The 19,459-nt window shown below is 68.7% G+C and carries 20 protein-coding genes; 17 read left to right on the top strand and 3 right to left on the bottom strand.

Annotation, left to right across the window (positions count from 1 at the left end):
- The first annotated feature begins 2 nt into the window (after window positions 1-2).
- The 3 genes from A5750_RS13665 (at window position 3) to A5750_RS13655 (ending at window position 2,787) form a co-directional block, all read left to right on the top strand.
- Window positions 3-830: a hypothetical protein gene (locus A5750_RS13665; protein WP_369829487.1), complete on the top strand. Its 828-nt coding sequence runs from the start codon at window positions 3-5 to the stop codon at window positions 828-830.
- Between the two features lie 251 nt (window positions 831-1,081).
- On the top strand, window positions 1,082-1,411 hold the full coding sequence (locus tag A5750_RS13660) for a type VII secretion target (RefSeq protein WP_067263412.1): 330 nt from the start codon (window positions 1,082-1,084) through the stop codon (window positions 1,409-1,411).
- 2 nt (window positions 1,412-1,413) lie between these two features.
- Window positions 1,414-2,787, top strand: coding sequence for a hypothetical protein (locus A5750_RS13655; protein WP_067263410.1), 1,374 nt, complete (start codon window positions 1,414-1,416; stop codon window positions 2,785-2,787).
- Window positions 2,788-2,791: 4 nt separating this feature from the next.
- On the opposite strand, the gene A5750_RS13650 is transcribed toward A5750_RS13655, so the two are convergent.
- The 3 genes from A5750_RS13650 to A5750_RS13640 all read right to left on the bottom strand — a co-directional run bounded on the left by A5750_RS13650 (window position 2,792) and on the right by A5750_RS13640 (window position 4,992).
- Window positions 2,792-3,835, bottom strand: a complete 1,044-nt coding sequence (locus tag A5750_RS13650; protein WP_066945950.1) for an LLM class F420-dependent oxidoreductase — start codon at window positions 3,833-3,835, stop codon at window positions 2,792-2,794.
- A 78-nt stretch (window positions 3,836-3,913) separates the two neighbouring features.
- Window positions 3,914-4,753, bottom strand: a complete 840-nt coding sequence (locus tag A5750_RS13645; RefSeq protein WP_067263408.1) for an alpha/beta hydrolase — start codon at window positions 4,751-4,753, stop codon at window positions 3,914-3,916.
- Between the two features lie 23 nt (window positions 4,754-4,776).
- On the bottom strand, window positions 4,777-4,992 hold the full coding sequence (locus A5750_RS13640) for an Rv1535 family protein (RefSeq protein ID WP_066945672.1): 216 nt from the start codon (window positions 4,990-4,992) through the stop codon (window positions 4,777-4,779).
- 634 nt (window positions 4,993-5,626) lie between these two features.
- Here A5750_RS13640 and glmS point away from each other — a divergent pair.
- The 14 genes from glmS (at window position 5,627) to groES (ending at window position 19,451) form a co-directional block, all read left to right on the top strand.
- Window positions 5,627-7,492, top strand: a complete 1,866-nt coding sequence (glmS, locus tag A5750_RS13635) for a glutamine--fructose-6-phosphate transaminase (isomerizing) (protein WP_067263405.1) — start codon at window positions 5,627-5,629, stop codon at window positions 7,490-7,492.
- 90 nt (window positions 7,493-7,582) lie between these two features.
- The gene (locus A5750_RS13630) at window positions 7,583-8,485 is read left to right on the top strand and encodes a DUF4436 domain-containing protein (protein ID WP_066945666.1); all 903 of its coding nucleotides are present in this window, start codon (window positions 7,583-7,585) and stop codon (window positions 8,483-8,485) included.
- A 127-nt stretch (window positions 8,486-8,612) separates the two neighbouring features.
- The gene (locus A5750_RS13625; RefSeq protein ID WP_066945662.1) at window positions 8,613-9,461 is read left to right on the top strand and encodes a DUF4436 domain-containing protein; all 849 of its coding nucleotides are present in this window, start codon (window positions 8,613-8,615) and stop codon (window positions 9,459-9,461) included.
- A 38-nt stretch (window positions 9,462-9,499) separates the two neighbouring features.
- Window positions 9,500-10,348 carry a DUF4436 domain-containing protein gene (locus A5750_RS13620; RefSeq protein WP_066945659.1) on the top strand — a complete coding sequence of 283 codons (849 nt, stop codon included), beginning with the start codon at window positions 9,500-9,502 and terminating at the stop codon, window positions 10,346-10,348.
- Between the two features lie 74 nt (window positions 10,349-10,422).
- The gene (locus A5750_RS13615; RefSeq protein ID WP_066945655.1) at window positions 10,423-11,100 is read left to right on the top strand and encodes a rhomboid-like protein; all 678 of its coding nucleotides are present in this window, start codon (window positions 10,423-10,425) and stop codon (window positions 11,098-11,100) included.
- 33 nt (window positions 11,101-11,133) lie between these two features.
- Window positions 11,134-12,555 (top strand): bifunctional ADP-dependent NAD(P)H-hydrate dehydratase/NAD(P)H-hydrate epimerase, encoded by a 1,422-nt coding sequence (locus A5750_RS13610; protein ID WP_066945946.1) that lies wholly within the window; start codon window positions 11,134-11,136, stop codon window positions 12,553-12,555.
- Window positions 12,556-12,568: 13 nt separating this feature from the next.
- Entirely contained in the window at window positions 12,569-13,951 is a 1,383-nt protein-coding gene (locus A5750_RS13605) for a glutamate decarboxylase (RefSeq protein WP_067263398.1), read from the top strand.
- Window positions 13,952-14,123: 172 nt separating this feature from the next.
- The gene (alr, locus tag A5750_RS13600; protein WP_156659123.1) at window positions 14,124-15,290 is read left to right on the top strand and encodes an alanine racemase; all 1,167 of its coding nucleotides are present in this window, start codon (window positions 14,124-14,126) and stop codon (window positions 15,288-15,290) included.
- A gap of 49 nt (window positions 15,291-15,339) precedes the next feature.
- A complete protein-coding gene (locus A5750_RS13595) occupies window positions 15,340-16,392 on the top strand; it encodes an alpha/beta fold hydrolase (protein WP_197505421.1) in 1,053 nt (350 codons plus the stop codon).
- Window positions 16,385-16,843: a tRNA (adenosine(37)-N6)-threonylcarbamoyltransferase complex ATPase subunit type 1 TsaE gene (tsaE, locus tag A5750_RS13590; protein WP_066945640.1), complete on the top strand. Its 459-nt coding sequence runs from the start codon at window positions 16,385-16,387 to the stop codon at window positions 16,841-16,843. The genes A5750_RS13595 and tsaE overlap by 8 nt, the downstream gene beginning before the upstream one ends.
- Window positions 16,840-17,463, top strand: coding sequence for a tRNA (adenosine(37)-N6)-threonylcarbamoyltransferase complex dimerization subunit type 1 TsaB (gene tsaB, locus A5750_RS13585; RefSeq protein ID WP_066945943.1), 624 nt, complete (start codon window positions 16,840-16,842; stop codon window positions 17,461-17,463). The genes tsaE and tsaB overlap by 4 nt, the downstream gene beginning before the upstream one ends.
- A complete protein-coding gene (gene rimI, locus A5750_RS13580) occupies window positions 17,460-17,927 on the top strand; it encodes a ribosomal protein S18-alanine N-acetyltransferase (RefSeq protein WP_066945637.1) in 468 nt (155 codons plus the stop codon). The genes tsaB and rimI overlap by 4 nt, the downstream gene beginning before the upstream one ends.
- Window positions 17,924-18,949 carry a tRNA (adenosine(37)-N6)-threonylcarbamoyltransferase complex transferase subunit TsaD gene (gene tsaD / locus A5750_RS13575; protein WP_067263394.1) on the top strand — a complete coding sequence of 342 codons (1,026 nt, stop codon included), beginning with the start codon at window positions 17,924-17,926 and terminating at the stop codon, window positions 18,947-18,949. The genes rimI and tsaD overlap by 4 nt, the downstream gene beginning before the upstream one ends.
- A 199-nt stretch (window positions 18,950-19,148) precedes the next feature.
- Window positions 19,149-19,451 carry a co-chaperone GroES gene (gene groES / locus A5750_RS13570; protein ID WP_007167930.1) on the top strand — a complete coding sequence of 101 codons (303 nt, stop codon included), beginning with the start codon at window positions 19,149-19,151 and terminating at the stop codon, window positions 19,449-19,451.
- Window positions 19,452-19,459: the final 8 nt, after the last annotated feature.

The following is a 19,459-nucleotide window of genomic DNA, read 5'->3' as shown; positions in this document are numbered from 1 at the left end:
TGATGAGCATCCGGCGCGGACTGCGCACTTTCACGGCACTGTCGACGGTAACCCTCTCGTTGGTCACCGGCTGCGCCTCGGGCAATCATCCCGGCCCGGCCGCGTCGCCCACGTCCACGACGCCCGCCGGCTGGCCACCGACGCTGACCGACTTCAGCGTGGTGTGGAGCGCGGAGCAGGGTATCGACCTCACCACCGCGCCCGCCGCGGTGGTCCGCGCCTACACCGAGTCCTACCTGCTGGCCTCCGTGACGGGTGACGAGAAATTCCTGTACCCGGGATTCAAGCAGGCGGTAGACCCCAACAAGTCGATCGACAACCCGACCGGCAGCCGGTTCCGGTGGCCGAAGACCGACCGCAGGCCGGAAAATCCCTGGGTGGGAACCGAACAGGCCCATATCCTTTCCATCGGGACATCTGGCCGTGACGTGACGGTGGTGGTCTGTGAATATCTGTTCGGCACCGCGCAGGCACAGGGGCACGGATACACCCCGAACATTGCCCAGCCACCCCCCGATTCGGGCATCGACCCGATGCGAATCACGATGACGGCGCCCGCCACCGGCCCGCAAATGCCCGCCCAACAGGGACCGGCTCGCGCCCCGTCGGCCGATGTGTTCGGCGGTTGGAGGATCACCGGCCATCAGGGTGGTTACTTCGCCGAATCCGGGCTCGCATCCGAATGGCCTGGTATCGCTCAGGACACTGATGCCTGTCGTTCCAAAGCGCCCCCACACCCCGAACTCATCCGCGGCGGTGAATATCCCCGCATCGACTTTCCCACCCTGCCGCCGTCTCCCGGCTGGCCGGCTCCCAGCCCGAACTCGTGAGGAGGGCAGTCAATCCTGCTCAGCCTCAACCAATTTCGATATCGCGCTGGTATCGTCCGGCCGGCGCGCGGGTGATAGGCGCCAAAGCCGACCCAGTCACCGAATCCTGCTGCGCCCGTTGAAAATCAAGCCCCTCATCGCTTCACGGTGGAAGCTACCGAGGCCGCGTCGCCCACCGCATCTGGGAGGTGGTCAGCGCGTGCGTTGATTGCGGCCGGAACCACCGGGCGTTCCCGGGCGTCGGAGTAGGCATGAGATTCGACAGGGGAGTACGACCCGCCACCGTGGCGCGTACCGAGATCGACGTCCCGGCGACGCACCGCATCGCCGACCAGTTCAGCACCGCCGCCGACATCATCGACCGCGCCCTCAGCGATCAGCTGGGCCGATTGGCTTTCGGCGGGCCCAGCGCGGGGCGGGCGCACACCGCGCGCGGCGAGGCGCTGCGGGTCGAGCTGGAGCGCCTGGCCACCGAGGTAGCGCAGTGGTCGCGCGCGTCGGTCGAGATCGCCGCTGCCCTGCGGGCCAGCGCCGACCGCTACGCCGACGCCGAACGGTATGCCGCGGCGCGGATCGCCTGATCATGGCCGACCGGCTGGACGTCGCGGAACGCCTCGCCGAGGGTTTGCCCGCCGTCGAGCACACCCAGAGTTATGTGCAGGCCTGCCACGTCGTGGGCTACCACCATCCCGACCTGACGGCGCACCTCGCCCAGGTCCGCGACTGGTACGACACCGAAGACGGCCTGGACCTGCGCGCCCTCGACCGCGACTGCGCCGAACTGCGGGCGGCGGGCGAGGCGGTCATGGAAGCCCTGCGGATACAGCGCGCCCAGGCGGCCGAGCTGGCCGCGGCGTGGACCGGGCCGGGCGGGGACGCCGCGGCGCGGTTCCTGGAGCGCCACTGCGATACGGCCAGCGCCCTGGCCACGGAACTGCGTGCGGCGGCCCAACGGTGTGAATCCCTGCGTGACAACCTGTGGTACCTGGTCGACACGAAGGTTGCGACCACCATCGCCGTCGACGACCGCACGCAGGTGCAGCGGCCGGCGTGGTTGGCGGCCTCCGCCGCGGTCACGGCCGGGGTGGGCGATCGCCAAGCCGCCGAAGAGGTTGTGCGCGGGCAGGTAATGCCCTACGTGGACAATGAGATTCGCGACGACTGGCTGACCACGATGCGCTCGACGCGCGACGGTGTGGCGACCTCCTACGACATGGTCACCGACAGAATGGCCACCGCGCGGGCGGCGCGCTTCGAAGCCCCCGGTGATCTCGGGCCCGGCTATCAACCGTTGCGGCCGTCCGTGTCCAGCGCACCGCCCGTCGCGGTCACGCCGGCGGCCGTGGCGGTCCCGAGCCCGCCGGCGGATCCGGCTCCGAGCCCGCCGGCGGATCCGGCACCGACCGCGGCGACGCTCGCGCCGGCTCCGGTCCCGGCCGCGCCGCAGCCGGACTGGGGCACCGCGCTGGGGGACGGCGCCGGCATGCCGGCGGGCGATCTGGGCGGTGGGCTCGGCGGCGGTGGTGCCGGTCTCCTCGGGTTGGCCAGCAGGATCGTCGACGCGGTCGGCGGTCTGCTCGGCTCGGCCGGCGACGAGGCGGGCGCCGCCGATCCCTTCGGCGACGGAACCACGTTCGACGAGGACCCCTTCGAGGCCGACGAAACGGACGGCACCGACGACAAGGACGACGAGCCCGCGAAAACGGAAGATGTCGAGGAGGCCGAGGAAGCCAAGCCCGACGCGGCGGTTCAACCGGTCGACGCGCCGATGCCGGTCGATGCGTCGGCACCCGCGGATCCGCCACCACCGGCTGCCCCGCCGGTCGACGCACCCGCGCCGGTCGACGCACCCGCACCGGTGGCCGCTCCAGCGACGGGCGAGCCGGCGCCTCCGGCCACCGAGGGCAAGACGCCCTGCGAGATCGCCGCGGACCAGCTGCCGCAGGCGGGGCAGTGACGGCTCAGGCCGGGCGCAGCCGCAGCACGTCCTCGACGAAGCGCAAGGATTCGGCGCGATCGGTGGCCAGCGGGCTGAGCAACAGCGTCGTCACCCCGGCCTCGGCGAAGGCGGCCAGGCGTTCGGCGACGTATCCGCGAGGGCCGACCAGCGACATGCCGCGCACCAATTCGTCGGGCACCGTATCGATGGCCTCTCGCTTACGGCCGGACAGGTACAGCTCCTGGATGCGGTCGGCGACCTCGCCGAACCCGTAACGCGTCGCCAGGGCGTGATAGAAATTGCGGCCCTTGGCGCCCATACCGCCGAGGTACAGGCCGAGCTGCGGCTTGACCCACGCCAGCCGCTCGTCGACGTCGTCGCCGATGGCCACCGACGCGTGCACCATGACGTCCAGCGGCCCCAGCGCCGGATCCCGCTTGGCCGCACCGGCCGCCAGCGCATCGCCCCACACCGATGCGGCCTTGTCCGGGAGATAGAAGACGGGCTGCCAGCCTTCGGCGATCTCGGCGGTGAGCTCGACATTCTTCGGGCCCAGCGCGGCGATCGTGATGGGAATGCGTTCGCGCACAGGATGATTGATTAGCTGAAGGGCCTTGCCCAGCCCCGTTCCGCGGTCGGGCGGCAACGGAATCTGGTAGTGCTTGCCGTTGTGCTGCAGCCGTTCCCGGCGCCACACCTTCCGGCAGATCTCCACGATCTCGCGGGTGCGGCCCAGCGGCGCGTCGAACTCGACGCCGTGGAAGCCCTCGATCACCTGCGGCCCGGACGTGCCGATTCCCAGCCGGAAGCGCCCGTCGGACACGAAGTCCAGCCCCGCGGCCGTCATCGCCAGCAGCGAGGGCGTGCGGATGTAGATGGGCAGCACCCCCGAGGCCAACTCGACGGTGTTCGTCTTGGCCGCCAGGTACCCGAGCTGGCTCACCGCGTCGAAGGCGTACGCCTCGGCCACCACGGCGATGTCGATGCCGGCCTTCTCGAGTTCGACGACGCGGTCCACGGCCTGGTGAAAGCCGCCCGAATAATCCAGAGCGATCCCGATGCGCATCCACGACAGATACCACGGCGGCACCCGCGCGCCGCGCGGGCTCGGGAACTTCAGCCGCCGAGGTGCCCGGTTACCGCATCACTTCAACAGCGCGACGATCTTCTCTTCCAGGGCGACCGGCGGGGCCTCGGGATCCAGCGGATCCGTCTTGGGCAGGTGGGCGTCGGGATCGGCGAAGTCGCGGTAGGTCTTGTCGCCGCCCAGCGTGTAGAGCAGGTAGCCGGTGAGCAGTGCGCGGACCGTGCGCTGCGTGCGCCGGTGCGGGCAGGCCAGGCCGAACACCTTGGTCAACCGCCGGCCCTCCGCGAGTCCGCCCGGTTGGGCCTTGCTGACGATGCGCAGCGTGGCAGCGTCCCATGCGCGCGACAGCGACAGGGCGTTGGACGTCAGCGACTGCGGATCCCCCGGAGCGGTCAAGATCAGCCCGGGGAGCTTCAGCGTCGTCGCCGGGGCCTCGGCCGGGGGGCTGGTGACGGCGGGAAACAGCGCCGCCGCCGCGGCCAGTTTGTTCGGCATGCCGGCCGCCGCGAACACCGCGGCCGAACCGCCGAAACCGTGCCCGGCCACGCCGAGCTTCGCCGGATGCACGCTGATCTTGCCCGGCCCGAGCCGCACACCGGACACGATGTCGAGCGCGGTGCCGAGGTCGAAGGCGAAGTTCAGGACGGACGGGGCCAGCCCGCGCTCGGTGTCGGGAGCGCCGGCCACGATGCCCCACGAAGCGAGATGCTCGAGCAGACCCGAATAGTTGCCGGCCTTGGTGAGCCAGTCGTGACCGAAAGCGATCCCGGGCAGATTCAGCCCTTCCTCCGGCGTGTACACCACCCCCGGCAAACCGGCAAACGCCAGGTCACCGCGCAAAACGCGATGCGGGCCACGGCGGCTGAGGGCTGCGACGAGCTTGCGGGTGCGGGCCACTCGTCGACGTTAGCGCATCGCGCTCAGGCCCTGACCTCGATCACGCCCACCCGCCAGAGCACCGCATACACCTGGCGTAGGGGGATGCTCAGCAACCGGGCGGCCGCGTCCACCATTGGGTCGCCACCACCGATCGGCTCGCGCCGGCGCCGCTTGGCTGCCGGTCTCGGTGCCGGCGCCAGCGTCAAGCTGGCCGCAGGCGAAGTAGTCACCACATCGTCGAACAGAACCGCGGTCATGATTCTCCCCTTGAAGAAGGCTACAAAAATTTCGGATTAACACTTATGAACGTTTATCTATCCGGCGGTTTACTTGCCTGTTCACAATCGAATTAACGGCAGGGTTTGAAACTTGCTTACCGGGTAGCTGGACTATCGGCTTTGATGTCAGTCATAAACAATTATTCTTGAAAAGATTTGGTCGCGCTGCGCGCATGAGCACCGGCAAATCCTGCGATTTACCAGGTAGCGAGGATCAAGCGGGCGTCAACAAGCTGTCCTTTCTGCTGGCTTCGGCGGTTGCCAGTCATGGCCGATAAGCAGAATTCTAGGTAGCTGGCTTGCTGGATCGATGGCGCAGACGAAAACGCCACAAATACATCAGGTGAAAACGTTTCTACCGTTTATGAAGACGGCATGAAGTGGACCGTCAGCGTCCTTGCGATGGAAATCCGGGCGGATTGGTCCACGGCGTCCACCCGCCCCCGTCCCAGTAATGGTGCTCGGGTCCCGCCGTACCACCCACCGGATAGCGCTCCGATCGGAGCTCAGCGGCGGTAAGGCGCGGTCAATGTGGGCCTTTCGCGCAGGTGGGCGCCCTAACGCTCGCGTCGGCATGCCGTGGCGGGCCGACGGCTGCACTACCCTGGTGTGAATGTGCGGAATCGTCGGCTATGTCGGGCAGCAGCCCGCCTGCAAGGTCGTGATGGATGCGCTGCGCCGGATGGAGTACCGGGGCTACGACTCGTCGGGCATCGCACTGGTCAATGGCGCCGGGACGCTCACCGTGTGCCGCCGCGCCGGGCGGCTGGCGAACCTGGAGGAAGCGGTCGCACAAATGCCGCCGGAGTCGCTGGGCGGCACGACCGGCCTCGGCCACACTCGCTGGGCCACCCACGGGCGGCCCACCGACCGCAACGCCCACCCGCACCGCGATGCCGCCGGCAAGATCGCCGTCGTCCACAACGGCATCATCGAGAACTACCCGAGCCTGCGCCACGAGCTGGAGGCCCTGGGCGTGGAATTCGCCAGCGACACCGACACCGAGGTGGCGGTGCACCTGGTGGCGCGGGCCTACCTGCACGGCGAGACCGCGGGTGACTTCGCCGCCTCGGTGCTATCGGTGCTGCGGCGGCTGGAGGGCCACTTCACCCTGGTGTTCACCAACGCCGACGAGCCCGGCACCATCGTGGCCGCCCGCCGGTCCACGCCGCTGGTGATCGGGATCGGCGACGGCGAGATGTTCGTCGGCTCCGACGTGGCCGCGTTCATCCCGCACACCCGCGACGCCATCGAACTCGGCCAGGACCAGGCCGTGGTGATCACCGCGGACGGCTACCGGATCACCGACTTCGACGGCAACCCCGACGTCGAGTACCGCGAGTTTCACATCGACTGGGACCTGGCCGCCGCGGAAAAGGGCGGCTACGAGTACTTCATGCTCAAGGAGATCGCCGAGCAGCCCGCCGCCGTGGCCGACACCTTGCTCGGGCATTTCGTCGACGGCCGGATCGTGCTCGACGAGCAGCGGCTCTCCGACCAGGAACTGCGCGAGATCGACAAGGTGTTCATCGTCGCCTGCGGCACCGCGTACCACTCCGGGCTGCTGGCCAAGTACGCCATCGAGCACTGGACGCGGTTGCCCGTCGAGGTGGAGCTGGCGAGCGAATTCCGCTACCGTGACCCGGTTCTGGACCGCAGCACGCTCGTCATCGCCATTTCGCAATCGGGGGAGACCGCCGACACCCTGGAAGCCGTCCGGCACGCCAAGGAGCAGAAGGCCAAGGTGCTGGCGATCTGCAACACCAACGGCTCGCAGATTCCCCGCGAATGCGACGCGGTGCTCTACACCCGCGCCGGTCCCGAGATCGGCGTCGCGTCGACCAAGACGTTCCTGGCGCAGATCGCCGCCAACTATCTGGTCGGGCTGGCGCTGGCGCAGGCGCGCGGCACCAAGTACCCCGACGAGGTCGAGCGGGAGTACCAGGAGCTGGAAGCCATGCCGGACCTGGTCGCGCGGGTGCTCGCGATGATCGAGCCGGTGGCCGCCCTGGCGTACCGGTTCGCGCAGTCCTCGACCGTGTTGTTCCTCGGGCGCCACGTCGGCTACCCGGTGGCGCTGGAAGGCGCGCTGAAGCTCAAGGAACTGGCCTACATGCACGCCGAGGGATTCGCCGCCGGCGAGCTCAAGCACGGGCCCATCGCGCTGATCGAGGACGACCTGCCCGTCATCGTCGTCATGCCCTCGCCCAAGGGGCAGGCCACGTTGCATTCCAAGCTGCTGTCCAACATCCGCGAGATCCAGGCCCGCGGCGCGGTCACCATCGTGATCGCCGAAGAAGGCGACGACACGGTGCGGCCCTATGCTGACCACCTGATCGAAATCCCATCGGTATCAACCCTTTTGCAGCCGCTGCTGTCGACCATCCCGCTTCAGGTGTTCGCCGCGTCGGTTGCCCAGGCCCGCGGTTACGACGTCGACAAGCCGCGAAACCTGGCCAAGTCCGTCACCGTCGAATAGTCAGTCGCTTCGGCTGTATCGCCGCCAGACCCGCCGCGGTTCCGTTAGATTGCCCTGGGGAAACAAGCCTTCCATAGCGGTAGGAGAAGCATGCGGTCGGCGGCCAGAAGATTCGCCGCGGTGGGCATCGTCGTGCTCATCGTCGGGACCTACGTCGCGTTGGTCGGGCTCTACCAGAACACGGTGGAAGCGGTTTCGGCCGGCACACTGAGCGACAACGCGGAGACGGCCGCCCAGACCATGGCGACTTTGACCGCGGAGGAGATGCAGTCGAACTTCAGCGCGGTGGTTGTCAACGTGGCTGTGGCACCCGGACCCGCGATGTTGGATCCGGTCACCCACCGTCTAAATGAAGACCTCATGGTGCGCGTCAGGTCGTCGGCCCAGCCCAGCCGACGCGACTACACGAAAGGCATGCTTCCCGGCGTCTTTCCGCTCCCGCTGACCATTGCGGGCCACGTCGAGCGTTGGCCGTTCGACAACTACACCTCGGGACCGATCGAGGTGCAGTTGTTCCATGGTGGCGATACGACGAAACCGCCGGAACTCATTCCGGTGCGGCTCATCGACCACTTGCCCGGATTCAAGGTTTCCGCCACCAAGTTCGCCGGCCACGAGGGGTACCGACTGAGCGTGCGCCGCGCGCCGAGTACCGCGGTGTTCGGGATCGTGATTTGCGGCGTGCTCATCGCCATCGCCGCCCTGGGCCTGATCGTGGCCATTCAGACGATGCGTGACCGGCGAAAGTTCCAGCCGCCGATGACGACGTGGTATGCGGCGATGCTCTTCGCGGTGGTACCCCTGCGCAATGCGCTTCCCGGCTCGCCCCCATTCGGGGCGTGGATCGATGTGACCATCGTGCTGTGGGTGATCGTCGCGCTCGTGGTAGCGATGCTGCTCTACATCGCCTGCTGGTGGCGGCATCTCAGGCCTGAGGTCCCTGAGGTCGCCGCCGCCCCGCCGCCGGAGCCGGTCCCGGCGCCGACGGGCTGACCTTCGGTACTTGAATCGACTTCCTTCCGTTTCAAGACGTTTCCGCCAGCCGTTCAACTACATTGCCCCGTGGGCAAGCGATTCATCCGTTAGATGGCCTCGGGGGCCAGTTCGGGCAGGGGGCGTCGTGAGATACGGAATCATCGCTTTGATCGTGGGCGTCGTTGGGGCGTACGTCGCGTCGGTCGCGCTATACGCCAACAGCGGAGGTCACCACCACCCGAACATCCCGGCCGGCGGTGACCGGAGCACGGCCACGTTGGTCATCGAAGACATTCAGTCGAACTACAGCGTGCTGATGGCCAACCTATCCATCTCGCCGGGATCGGCGCTGCTGGACCCGCAGACGCAGCACCTCAACGAGGACCTCAGCCTTCGAGTGCGATCCGTGGCAACACCGACCCGTCGCACGTGGACCAAGGGCATGCTGCCCGGTGTCTTCCCCGTCCCGCTCACCATCGCGGGTGAGATCGAGAATTGGCCCTTCGACCACTACGGTTCCGGGCCGGTCGAGATCGAGCTCATGCACGGCCCCGGGAACGTGCCCGAACGTGTGCCGGTGACCATCGTGAACCACCTCTCCGGTTGGCGGGTGACCACCGAGGGGTCCGGCCCCTATCAGGTGAGCGTGCACCGTTCGCTCAGCGCGGCGGGGTTCGGCATCGTCATCTGCGGTGTGCTCGTCGCCATCGCCGCCCTGGGCCTCTTCGTCGCCGTTCAGACGGTGCGTGACCGGCGGAAGTTCCAGCCGCCGATGACGACGTGGTATGCGGCGATGCTCTTTGCGGTGGTGCCGTTGCGGAACGCGCTTCCGGGTTCGCCGCCATTCGGCGGGTGGATCGACATCACGCTCGTGTTGTGGGTGCTCGTCGTCCTGGTGGTGTCCATGCTGCTCTACATCATGTGCTGGTGGCGGCATCTACGGCCCGAGGTTGTTGGTGCGCCGCCGAATCCGGCGCCGTCGCCATCGAGTTGAACTTAGCCGCTCATGGGCAGGTCAGTGGGGGAGTAGTCATGAGGTTCGCCGTGGTAGGTCTCATCGTGTCGATCGTTGCGGCATACGTCGCGTCGGTGGCGCTGTACGCCCAAAGCCGTACGGTGCATCACCGGGCGGAGGTTCCCGCTGGAGGCGATACCAGTACGGCGACCTTTTCGGTCGAAGACATTCAGTCGAATTACAGCGTCCTTGTTATCAACTTGGCGATTTCACCCGGATCGGCGCTGCTGGATCCGCAGACCCAGCACCTCAACGAAGACCTCAGCCTCTGGGTCAGATCCGCGGCGACACCCACCCGCCGGACCTGGACCAAGGGCATGCTCCCCGGCGTGTTCCCCGTCCCGGTGACCATCGCGGGTGAAATCGAACGATGGCCCTTCGATCACTACGATTCGGGGCCGATCGAGGTGGAACTTCTGCACGGCGGCGAAGGTGGCGTTCCCGAGCGCTTGCCCGCCACGTTCGTGAACCACCTACCCGGCTGGCAGGTCACCGCCAGTAACGGCGGCGGGCTCGGTCCGTACCGAGTGACTCTGCAGCGGTCCCTGAGCGCAGCGGCGTTCGGCATCGTCATCTGCGGTGTGCTCATCGCCATTGCCGCGCTCGGTCTATTCGTTGCGGTCCAGACGCTGCGTGACCGGCGAAAGTTTCAGCCGCCGATGACAACCTGGTACGCGGCAATGCTTTTCGCGGTGGTGCCGTTGCGCAACGCACTTCCGGGTTCGCCGCCATTTGGCGGTTGGATCGACATCACCATCGTTCTCTGGGTGCTGGTCGTGTTGGTGATCTCGATGCTGCTCTACATCGCCTGCTGGTGGCGGCATTTGCGACCAGATGCCCCTCAGCCCGGCGCGCCCGCCGCTTAGGTGAAGCAGCGTGACGGTCCGCGTGCGAAGGTAATGACGTGACGAAAGCACCGGTGCGGTCCCGACTGCGCAGCATGGGGCTCGCGGTCTGGCACTACGTCAGCCACGCGCCGCTGACGTACGGGTGGCTGCTCGTGCTGCTGGTCACGACGCTCGCCCAGCACTGGCTGCCCCGGCGGCAACTGCACTCGATGCTGATGCACCATTCCACCAACATCCACGGGTTGGCGCGGGACCCGCTCGATGTCCTGTTTTCCAGCCTGCTGTGGATCGACGGCGACAACCTGGCGCCGTATCTGATCCTGTTCTCGTTGTTCCTGGCCCCGGCCGAACACTGGCTGGGCCAATTGCGCTGGCTCACAGTGGGATTGAGCGCCCACATCCTGTCCACATATTTCAGTGAGGGGCTGCTCTACCTCGCGATCGAGCAACACGACGCGTCGGAACGGCTGGTGCACGCCCGCGACATCGGCGTGAGCTACTTCCTGGTCGGGGTGATGGCCGTGCTCGCTTATCACATCGCTCGCCCGTGGCGCTGGGGTTACCTGGGCGTCCTGTTCATCATCTTCGGCTTCCCGTTGATCGCGATGGACCGGATTGAGCTGAACTTCACCGCGATCGGGCACTTCACCTCGATCCTCGTCGGGCTCTGCTTCTACCCGATGACGCGGCACATGGACCCGCGGCAGCTGAGCCCGGCACGCCTGCGGGCCATGGGGCGACGCCGCCGCTCGCCCGAGGCATCGGCCTGAGCCAAGCGGCCGCTGACCCGTAATGTGGCACTCGTGCGGCACTACTACTCCGTAGACGCGATCCGCCAGGCCGAGGCGCCGCTGCTGGCCAGCCTGCCCGACGGAGCCTTGATGCGGCGCGCGGCCTTCGGGCTGGCCGCCGAGATCCTCGCCGAATTGCGGGCCCGCACCGGCGGGGTGGCCGGGCGCCGGGTGTGCGCGGTCGTCGGCTCGGGCGACAACGGCGGTGACGCCCTGTGGGCCGCCACCTTCGTGCGCCGGCGCGGCGCGGCCGCCGACGCGGTGCTGCTCAACCCGGAACGCACCCACCGCAAGGGGCTGGCGGCGTTCACGAAGGCCGGTGGGCGCATCGTCGAAAGTGTCTCACCGACAACCGATCTCGTCATCGATGGGGTGGTGGGCATCTCCGGATCCGGGCCGCTGCGCCCGGCCGCGGCCGAGGTTTTCGCCGCGGTGGATGAGGCGGGCATCCCGGTGGTCGCCGTCGACATCCCCAGCGGCATCGATGTGGCGACCGGGGCGATCACCGGTCCGGCGGTGCACGCGGCGCTGACGGTCACCTTCGGCGGGCTCAAACCTGTGCACGCGCTCGCCGATTGCGGCCGGGTGAAGCTGATCGACATCGGGCTCGATTTACCGCATACCGACTTGCTGGGTTTCGAGGCCGCCGACGTGGCCGCGCGCTGGCCGGTGCCCGGGCCGCACGACGACAAGTACACCCAGGGCGTGACCGGGGTGATGGCCGGCTCGTCGACGTATCCGGGCGCGGCCGTGCTGTGCACCGGCGCCGCCGTCGCGGCGACGTCCGGCATGGTCCGCTACGCCGGCAGCGCGCACCGGGAGGTGCTCGCGCAGTGGCCCGAGGTGATCGCGTCGCCCACCCCCGCATCGGCCGGCAAGGTCCAATCCTGGGTCGTGGGGCCAGGATTGGGCACCGACGACACGGGGGCCGCCGCGTTGTGGTTCGCGCTGGAAACCGACTTGCCGGTGATCGTGGACGCCGACGGGCTGACCATCCTGGCCGCCCACCCCGAGCTGGTCGCCAACCGCGGCGCGCCGACGGTGCTGACCCCGCACGCCGGTGAATTCGCCCGCCTGGCGGGTAGCCCCCCGGGGGACGACCGGGTCGGGGCGTGCCAAAAGCTGGCCGACACCTTCGGGGCCACCGTGCTGCTCAAGGGGAACGTCACCGTCGTCGCCGATCCGGGCGGTCCGGTGTACCTCAACCCCGCCGGGCAATCCTGGGCGGCCACCGCCGGTTCCGGGGACGTGCTGTCCGGCATGATCGGCGCGCTGCTCGCCGCGGGCCTGCCGGCGGCCGAGGCGGCCGCGGCGGCCGCTTACATCCACGCGCGGGCGGCGGCGTTGTCGGCCGCCGACCCGGGCCCCGGTGACGCGCCGACGTCATCGTCCCGCATGGTTCCGCACATCAGGGCGGCGCTGGCCACCCTCTAGGAAGGATCTCCCCGTGCCCCAACACCCGTCCCTGCCCGCCCACGCCATCGCCCCCGCCTACACCGGCCGCCTGTTCACCGCCCCGGTGCCCGCGCTGCGGCTGCCCGACGAATCGATGGACCCCGAGGCCGCCTACCGCTTCATCCACGACGAGCTGATGCTCGACGGCAGTTCGCGGCTGAACCTGGCCACGTTCGTCACCACGTGGATGGACCCGGAGGCGGGCCGGCTGATGGCCGAGACGTTCGACAAGAACATGATCGACAAGGACGAGTACCCGGCGACCGCGGCCATCGAGCAGCGCTGTGTGTCGATGGTGGCCGACCTGTTCCACGCCGAAGGCCTGAACGACGCCGACCCCTACAGCGCGTGCGGGGTGTCCACGATCGGCTCCAGCGAGGCGGTCATGCTCGGCGGGCTGGCCATGAAGTGGCGGTGGCGGCAGAAGGTCGGCAAGGATTGGAAGGGCCGCACCCCCAACATGGTGATGGGCTCCAACGTCCAGGTGGTGTGGGAGAAGTTCTGCCGCTACTTCGACGTCGAACCCCGCTACCTGCCCATGGAGGAGGGGCGCTACGTCATCACCCCGGAGCAGGTCGTCGACGCCGTCGACGAGGACACCATCGGCGTGGTGGCGATCCTGGGCACCACCTACACCGGTGAGCTGGAACCCGTCGCCGAGATCTGCGGCGCGCTGGACAAGCTGGCGGAGGGAGGCGGGGTGGACGTACCCGTGCACGTCGACGCCGCCAGCGGCGGGTTCGTGGTGCCCTTCCTGCACCCCGAACTGAAGTGGGACTTCCGGCTGCCCCGGGTGGTGTCGATCAACGTCAGCGGCCACAAGTACGGGCTCACGTACCCGGGTGTGGGCTTCGTGGTGTGGCGCAGCAAGGAATACCTGCCCGAGGAGCTGGTGTTCCGGGTGAACTACCTCGGCGGCGACATGCCGACCTTCACGCTGAACTTCTCCCGCCCCGGAAACCAAGTGGTCGGCCAGTACTACAACTTCCTGCGGCTGGGCCGCGACGGCTACACCAAGGTGATGCAGACGCTGTCGGGGACGGCGCGGTGGCTGGGCGAGCAGCTGCGCGTCAGCGACCATTGCGAGCTCATCTCGGACGGCTCGGCGATCCCGGTGGTCGCCTTCCGGCTCGCCGGGGACCGCGGCTACACCGAGTTCGACGTCTCGCACGAGCTGCGCACCTACGGCTGGCAGGTGCCCGCGTACACCATGCCCGACAACGCCACCAACGTCTCGGTGCTGCGCATCGTGGTGCGAGAAGGGCTCTCGGCCGACCTCGCCCGCGCGCTGCACGACGACGCCGTCTCGGCGCTGTCCTCGCTGGACAAGATCAAGCCCGGCGGCCACTACGACGCCCAGCACTTCGCGCACTAGGCCGGTTTCGCGGCCTTACCGCCGGGTAAGCGCAGTCGCATGACGACCGATGCAGGCGCGGGCGGCAAAAGGTGTGTCGGCCACCACAGCGTCTGAGGTGACGGCCTGGGCGGATGTGAGTTTCGTGGCTCAACGGTCGGCTTGCCCGACCGGTTCTGGGACAATGGCGGCCGTGGCTGTTACGCCGATATCGCTGACGCCCGGCCTCCTCGCGGAGGCCGTGGTGGACCTGCGCGCCATTGAGCACAACGTGCGGTTGCTGTGCGAGCACGCCGGCCGCGCACAGGTGATGGCCGTCGTCAAGGCCGACGGCTACGGCCACGGGGCCACCCCGTCCGCGCGGGCGGCGCTGGCCGGCGGTGCGAGCGAGCTGGGCGTCGCCACCGTCGCCGAAGCGCTGGCCCTGCGCGCCGATGGGATCACCGCGCCGGTGCTGGCCTGGTTGCACCCGCCCGGCATCGACTTCGGGCCCGCGCTGCTGGCCGACGTGGAGATCGCCATCTCTTCGGAACGTCAGCTGGACGAGCTGCTGGACGCGGCGCGCCGGACGGGCCGGACCGCGACCGTCACGCTCAAGGTCGACACCGGCCTGAACCGCAACGGCGTCCACCCCGCCCGATACCCCTCGATGCTGGCCGCGCTGCGCCGGGCCGTCGCCGAGGAGGCCGTCCGGCTGCGCGGCCTGATGTCGCATATGGTGTTCGCCGATCAACCGGGCAACCCCATCAACGACGTTCAGGCCCAACGCTTTAGCGACATGCTGACCCAGGCGAGCGATCAGGGGGTGCGGTTCGAGGTCGCGCACCTGGCGAACTCGTCGGCCACCATGTCGCGTCCCGATCTGGCCTTCGACCTGGTGCGGCCCGGCGTGGCGGTGTACGGCCTGAGCCCCGTGCCCGAGCTCGGGGACATGGGGCTGGTGCCGGCGATGACGGTGAAATGCCCTGTGGCGCTAGTAAAATCGATTCGTGCGGGCGAGAGCGTGTCGTATGGGCACACCTGGACCGCGGAGCGCGACACGAATTTGGCCCTGCTGCCGATCGGCTACGCCGACGGCGTCTTCCGGTCGCTGGGAGGACGATTGGACGTGCTGATCAACGGCAAGCGGCGCCCCGGGGTCGGGCGGATCTGCATGGACCAGTTCGTCGTCGACCTGGGCCCCGGCCCGATCGACGTGGCCGAGGGCGACGAGGCGATCCTGTTCGGCCCGGGCAGCAGCGGGGAACCCACCGCGCAGGACTGGGCCGACCTGCTCGACACCATCCACTACGAAGTGGTGACCAGCCCCCGCGGGCGCATCACCAGAACCTATCGCGAGGCGCGAACCATTGAGCCCTGAGAGAGCCCGCAGGCGCCAGAGAGGGGCTTGGCTTGCGGGAGGGGCGGGGGTGACCGCCCTGGCCACCATCGTCGGAGCGTCGGCCCGCCGCTCGATGATCCAGCGCACCCGCGGCATCGAAGATCCTTACGCCGACGAGGATTTCGACAGGATCGACGACGATCGCCGCTCCGTGGTAACCACCCCCGACGGCGTGTCGTTGGCGATCCGGGAAGCCGGTCCGGCGGACGCCCCGCTGACCATGGTGTTCGTTCACGGGTTCTGTCTGCGTATGGGTGCCTTTCATTTTCAGCGGACGCGGCTGCCCGAGCAGGTGGGCCCGAGCGTCCGGATGGTCTTCTACGACCAGCGCGGGCACGGGCAGTCCGGCGAGGCCGCGCCCGAAACGTACACGCTGACTCAGCTCGGTCAGGACCTGGAGAGTGTGCTTCAGGTGGTCGCGCCGCGCGGGATGGTGGTGCTGGTCGGCCACTCCATGGGCGGCATGACGGTGTTGTCGCATGCTCGCCAGTTCCCCGGCCAGTATGGGCGCCGAATCGTCGGCGCCGCGTTGATTTCCTCTGCGGCGGAAGGCGTCGCCAGGTCGCCGCTGGGCGAAATCCTGAAAAACCCTGCGCTGGAAGCGTTCCGGTTCACCGCGCGGTCGGCGCCGAAGTTGATGCACCGCGGCCGCAACGTGTCGCGCTCGCTGATCGGCCCCGTCCTGCGGGCGGCCTCCTTCAGTGACTTGCAGGTCAGCCGGAGCCTGGACGCCTTCTCGCAGCGAATGATGAACGGCACCCCGATCCCGACCATGGTGGAGTTCCTTGATGCCTTGGAGCACCACGACGAGACCGCCGGGCTGTGGACCCTGCTGCGCATCCCCACCCTGATCGCCTGCGGCGACCACGACCTGCTGACCCCCGACGAGTACTCCCGCAAGATGGCGGCGTCGCTGCCGCAGTCCGAGCTGGTCATCGTTCGGGGCGCCAGCCACCTTGCGCTGCTGGACAAGCCGGAGGCGATCAACGACGGGCTGGTCCGGCTGGTCAAACGGGCCACTCCGGGTCGCGCCGCGCTGGCAACCCGGTGGATGCGGGAACGGCTGCGGCACCGTGGATGAGGGGACTGCCACGCTGCAACGCGTCGAGGACACCATCGCACTGGGCTCGCGGCTCGGTGAGGGGCTGCGGGCCGGCGACGTGGTGGTGCTCACCGGTCCGCTCGGCGCGGGAAAGACCGTGCTGGCCAAGGGTATTGCCGCGGCGATGGACGTCGATGGCCCGGTCACGTCACCGTCGTACGTGCTGGCGCGCGTGCACCCCTCGCGGCGGGCAGGCGCACCGGCGATGATCCACGTCGACATGTATCGGCTTTTGGACCAGAACGGCGCCGACCTGCTGGGCGAGCTCGACTCGCTGGACCTCGACACGGATCTCGATGGCGCGGTGGTGGTCGTGGAGTGGGGCGAGGGCCTCGTCGAACGCCTCGCCGAGCGGCACCTCGACATTCGTCTGGAACGCCTCAGCGGATCCGACGTGCGGATCGCGTCGTGGCAGTGGGTGCGTTCATGAGTGTCCTGCTTGCCCTCGACACCTCCACCCCGGCGGTCACCGCCGGGATCGTGCGCCGCGACGATCTGATCGTGCTGGCCGAACGGGTCACCGTCGACGCCCGTGCGCACGCCGAACGGCTCACCCCGAACGTGCTGGACGCCCTCGCCGACGCCGGGCTGACGATGGGCGACCTCGATGCCGTCGTGGTGGGTTGTGGACCCGGCCCGTTCACCGGCCTGCGGGCCGGAATGGCCACCGCGGCCGCCTATGGGCATGCGCTGGGCATCCCGGTGCACGGGGTGTGCAGCCTGGACGCCATCGGTGTGCGCACCACCGGTGAGACGTTGGTGGTCACCGACGCGCGCCGGCGCGAAATCTATTGGGCCCGTTACCGTGACGGGTTTCGGATGGACGGGCCGGGCGTCAATGCCCCCGCCGACGTCGACCCGGGTGCAGCACAGGCCGTGGCCGGCTCGAAGGAGCATGCCGCGTTGTTCGACCTGCCCCACCGCGGGCCGACCTATCCCACAGCGGCCGGGCTTGTCGCCGCGGTGCCCGATTGGTCGCAGCGCCCGTTGCCCTTGGTGGCGCTGTATCTGCGCCGCCCCGACGCCAAACCGATGGCGGCGCGCGGATGACCGCCCTGGGCGAGCCCGTGACGCTCGGCGACTTGGTCCCCGCCGACGCGGCGCGCTGCGCCGAGCTCGAACGCCAACTGTTCGACGGCGACGACCCCTGGCCCGCCGCGGCGTTCAACCGGGAATTGGCCAGCCCGCACAACCATTACGTCGGCGCTCGGGCGGGCGGCACGCTCGTCGGCTATGCCGGTATCTCGCGGCTGGGCCGCACCCCGCCGTTCGAGTACGAGGTCCACACCATCGGCGTGGACACCGCCTATCAGGGCAAGGGGATCGGCCGCCGGTTGCTCGACGAGCTGCTGGTCTTCGCCGACGGCGGCGCCGTCTTCTTGGAGGTGCGCACCGACAACGAGGCGGCCATCGCGCTGTACCGCAGCGTGGGATTCGAGCAGATCGGCCTGCGCCGGCGCTACTACCGCGCAAGCGGCGCCGACGCCTACACCATGCGGCGGTCAGCACGATGACGATCATCCTGGCCATCGAAACCTCCTGCGACGAAACGGGAGTCGGCATCGCGCGGCTCGACGCCGACGGCAACGTGACGCTGTTGGCGGACGAGGTGGCGTCCAGCGTCGACGAACACGTCCGCTTCGGCGGCGTGGTCCCCGAGATCGCGTCGCGGGCGCACCTGGAGGCGCTCGGCCCCACGATGCGCCGCGCGCTGACGACGGCGGGGCTGCAGAAGCCCGACATCGTCGCGGCCACGATCGGGCCGGGTCTGGCCGGCGCCCTGCTGGTGGGAGTGGCTGCGGCCAAAGCATATTCGGCCGCGTGGGGGGTGCCGTTCTACGCCGTCAACCACCTGGGCGGGCACTTGGCCGCCGACGTCTACGAACACGGACCGCTCCCCGAGTGCGTGGCGCTGCTGGTGTCGGGCGGCCACACCCACCTGTTGCATGTGCGCACCCTTGGCGAACCGATCGTCGAGCTGGGCAGCACCGTCGACGACGCCGCCGGCGAGGCCTACGACAAGGTGGCGCGGCTGCTGGGGCTGGGCTACCCCGGCGGCAAGGTGCTCGACGACCTGGCCCGCACCGGTGAGAGCGACGCCATCGCCTTCCCGCGCGGCATGACCGGCCCCGCCGATGACCCGTACGCCTTCAGCTTCTCCGGCCTGAAGACGGCCGTGGCGCGCTATCTGGAGAGCCACCCGGACGCGGTAAACGCCGATGTCGCCGCTGGCTTTCAGGAGGCCGTCGCCGACGTGCTGACCATGAAGGCGGTGCGCGCGGCGACCGGACTCGGCGTCTCGACCTTGCTGATCGCCGGGGGAGTGGCCGCCAATTCGCGGCTGCGGGAGCTCGCGGAGCAGCGGTGCGCGGCGGCCGGGCTGACGCTGCGGGTCCCCAAGCCCCGGCTTTGCACCGACAACGGGGCGATGATCGCTTCCTTCGCCGCGCACCTGGTGGCCGCCGGGGCGCCGCAGTCTCCGCTGGACGCGCCCACCGACCCCGGGCTCCCGGTGGTAAAAGCCCAGGTGAGGTGATCGCCCGTAGCGAACATCGCGGACGCACCGGGGCGCCCTTGAGTGCTAGCACTCTCGTGTATAGAGTGCTAGGTGGCAATCGGCCAAACCCTGTGCCGGCACCCGCGACGACGGCGCTCGGGCTCGGACGACTGCCGAATCCCTTGATAATTCCGGGGCACCCGCCCCGGACCCGATCTAACTAGTGGAGGCTCCAATCGTGGCGAAGGTGAACATCAAGCCACTCGAGGACAAGATTCTCGTGCAGGCCAACGAGGCCGAGACCACGACCGCGTCCGGTCTGGTCATTCCTGACACCGCCAAGGAGAAGCCGCAGGAAGGCACCGTCGTCGCCGTCGGTCCCGGCCGCTGGGACGAGGACGGCGAGAAGCGAATCCCGCTCGACGTCTCGGAGGGTGACACCGTCATCTACAGCAAGTACGGCGGCACCGAGATCAAGTACAACGGCGAGGAGTACCTGATCCTGTCGGCGCGTGACGTGCTGGCCGTCGTATCGAAGTAAGCACCGTG

Origin of the sequence: Mycobacterium sp. 852002-51613_SCH5001154 (assembly GCF_001667425.1) — a bacterium.
Lineage (GTDB): Bacteria > Actinomycetota > Actinomycetes > Mycobacteriales > Mycobacteriaceae > Mycobacterium.
This window is presented reverse-complemented; position numbering and strand designations above follow the sequence as displayed.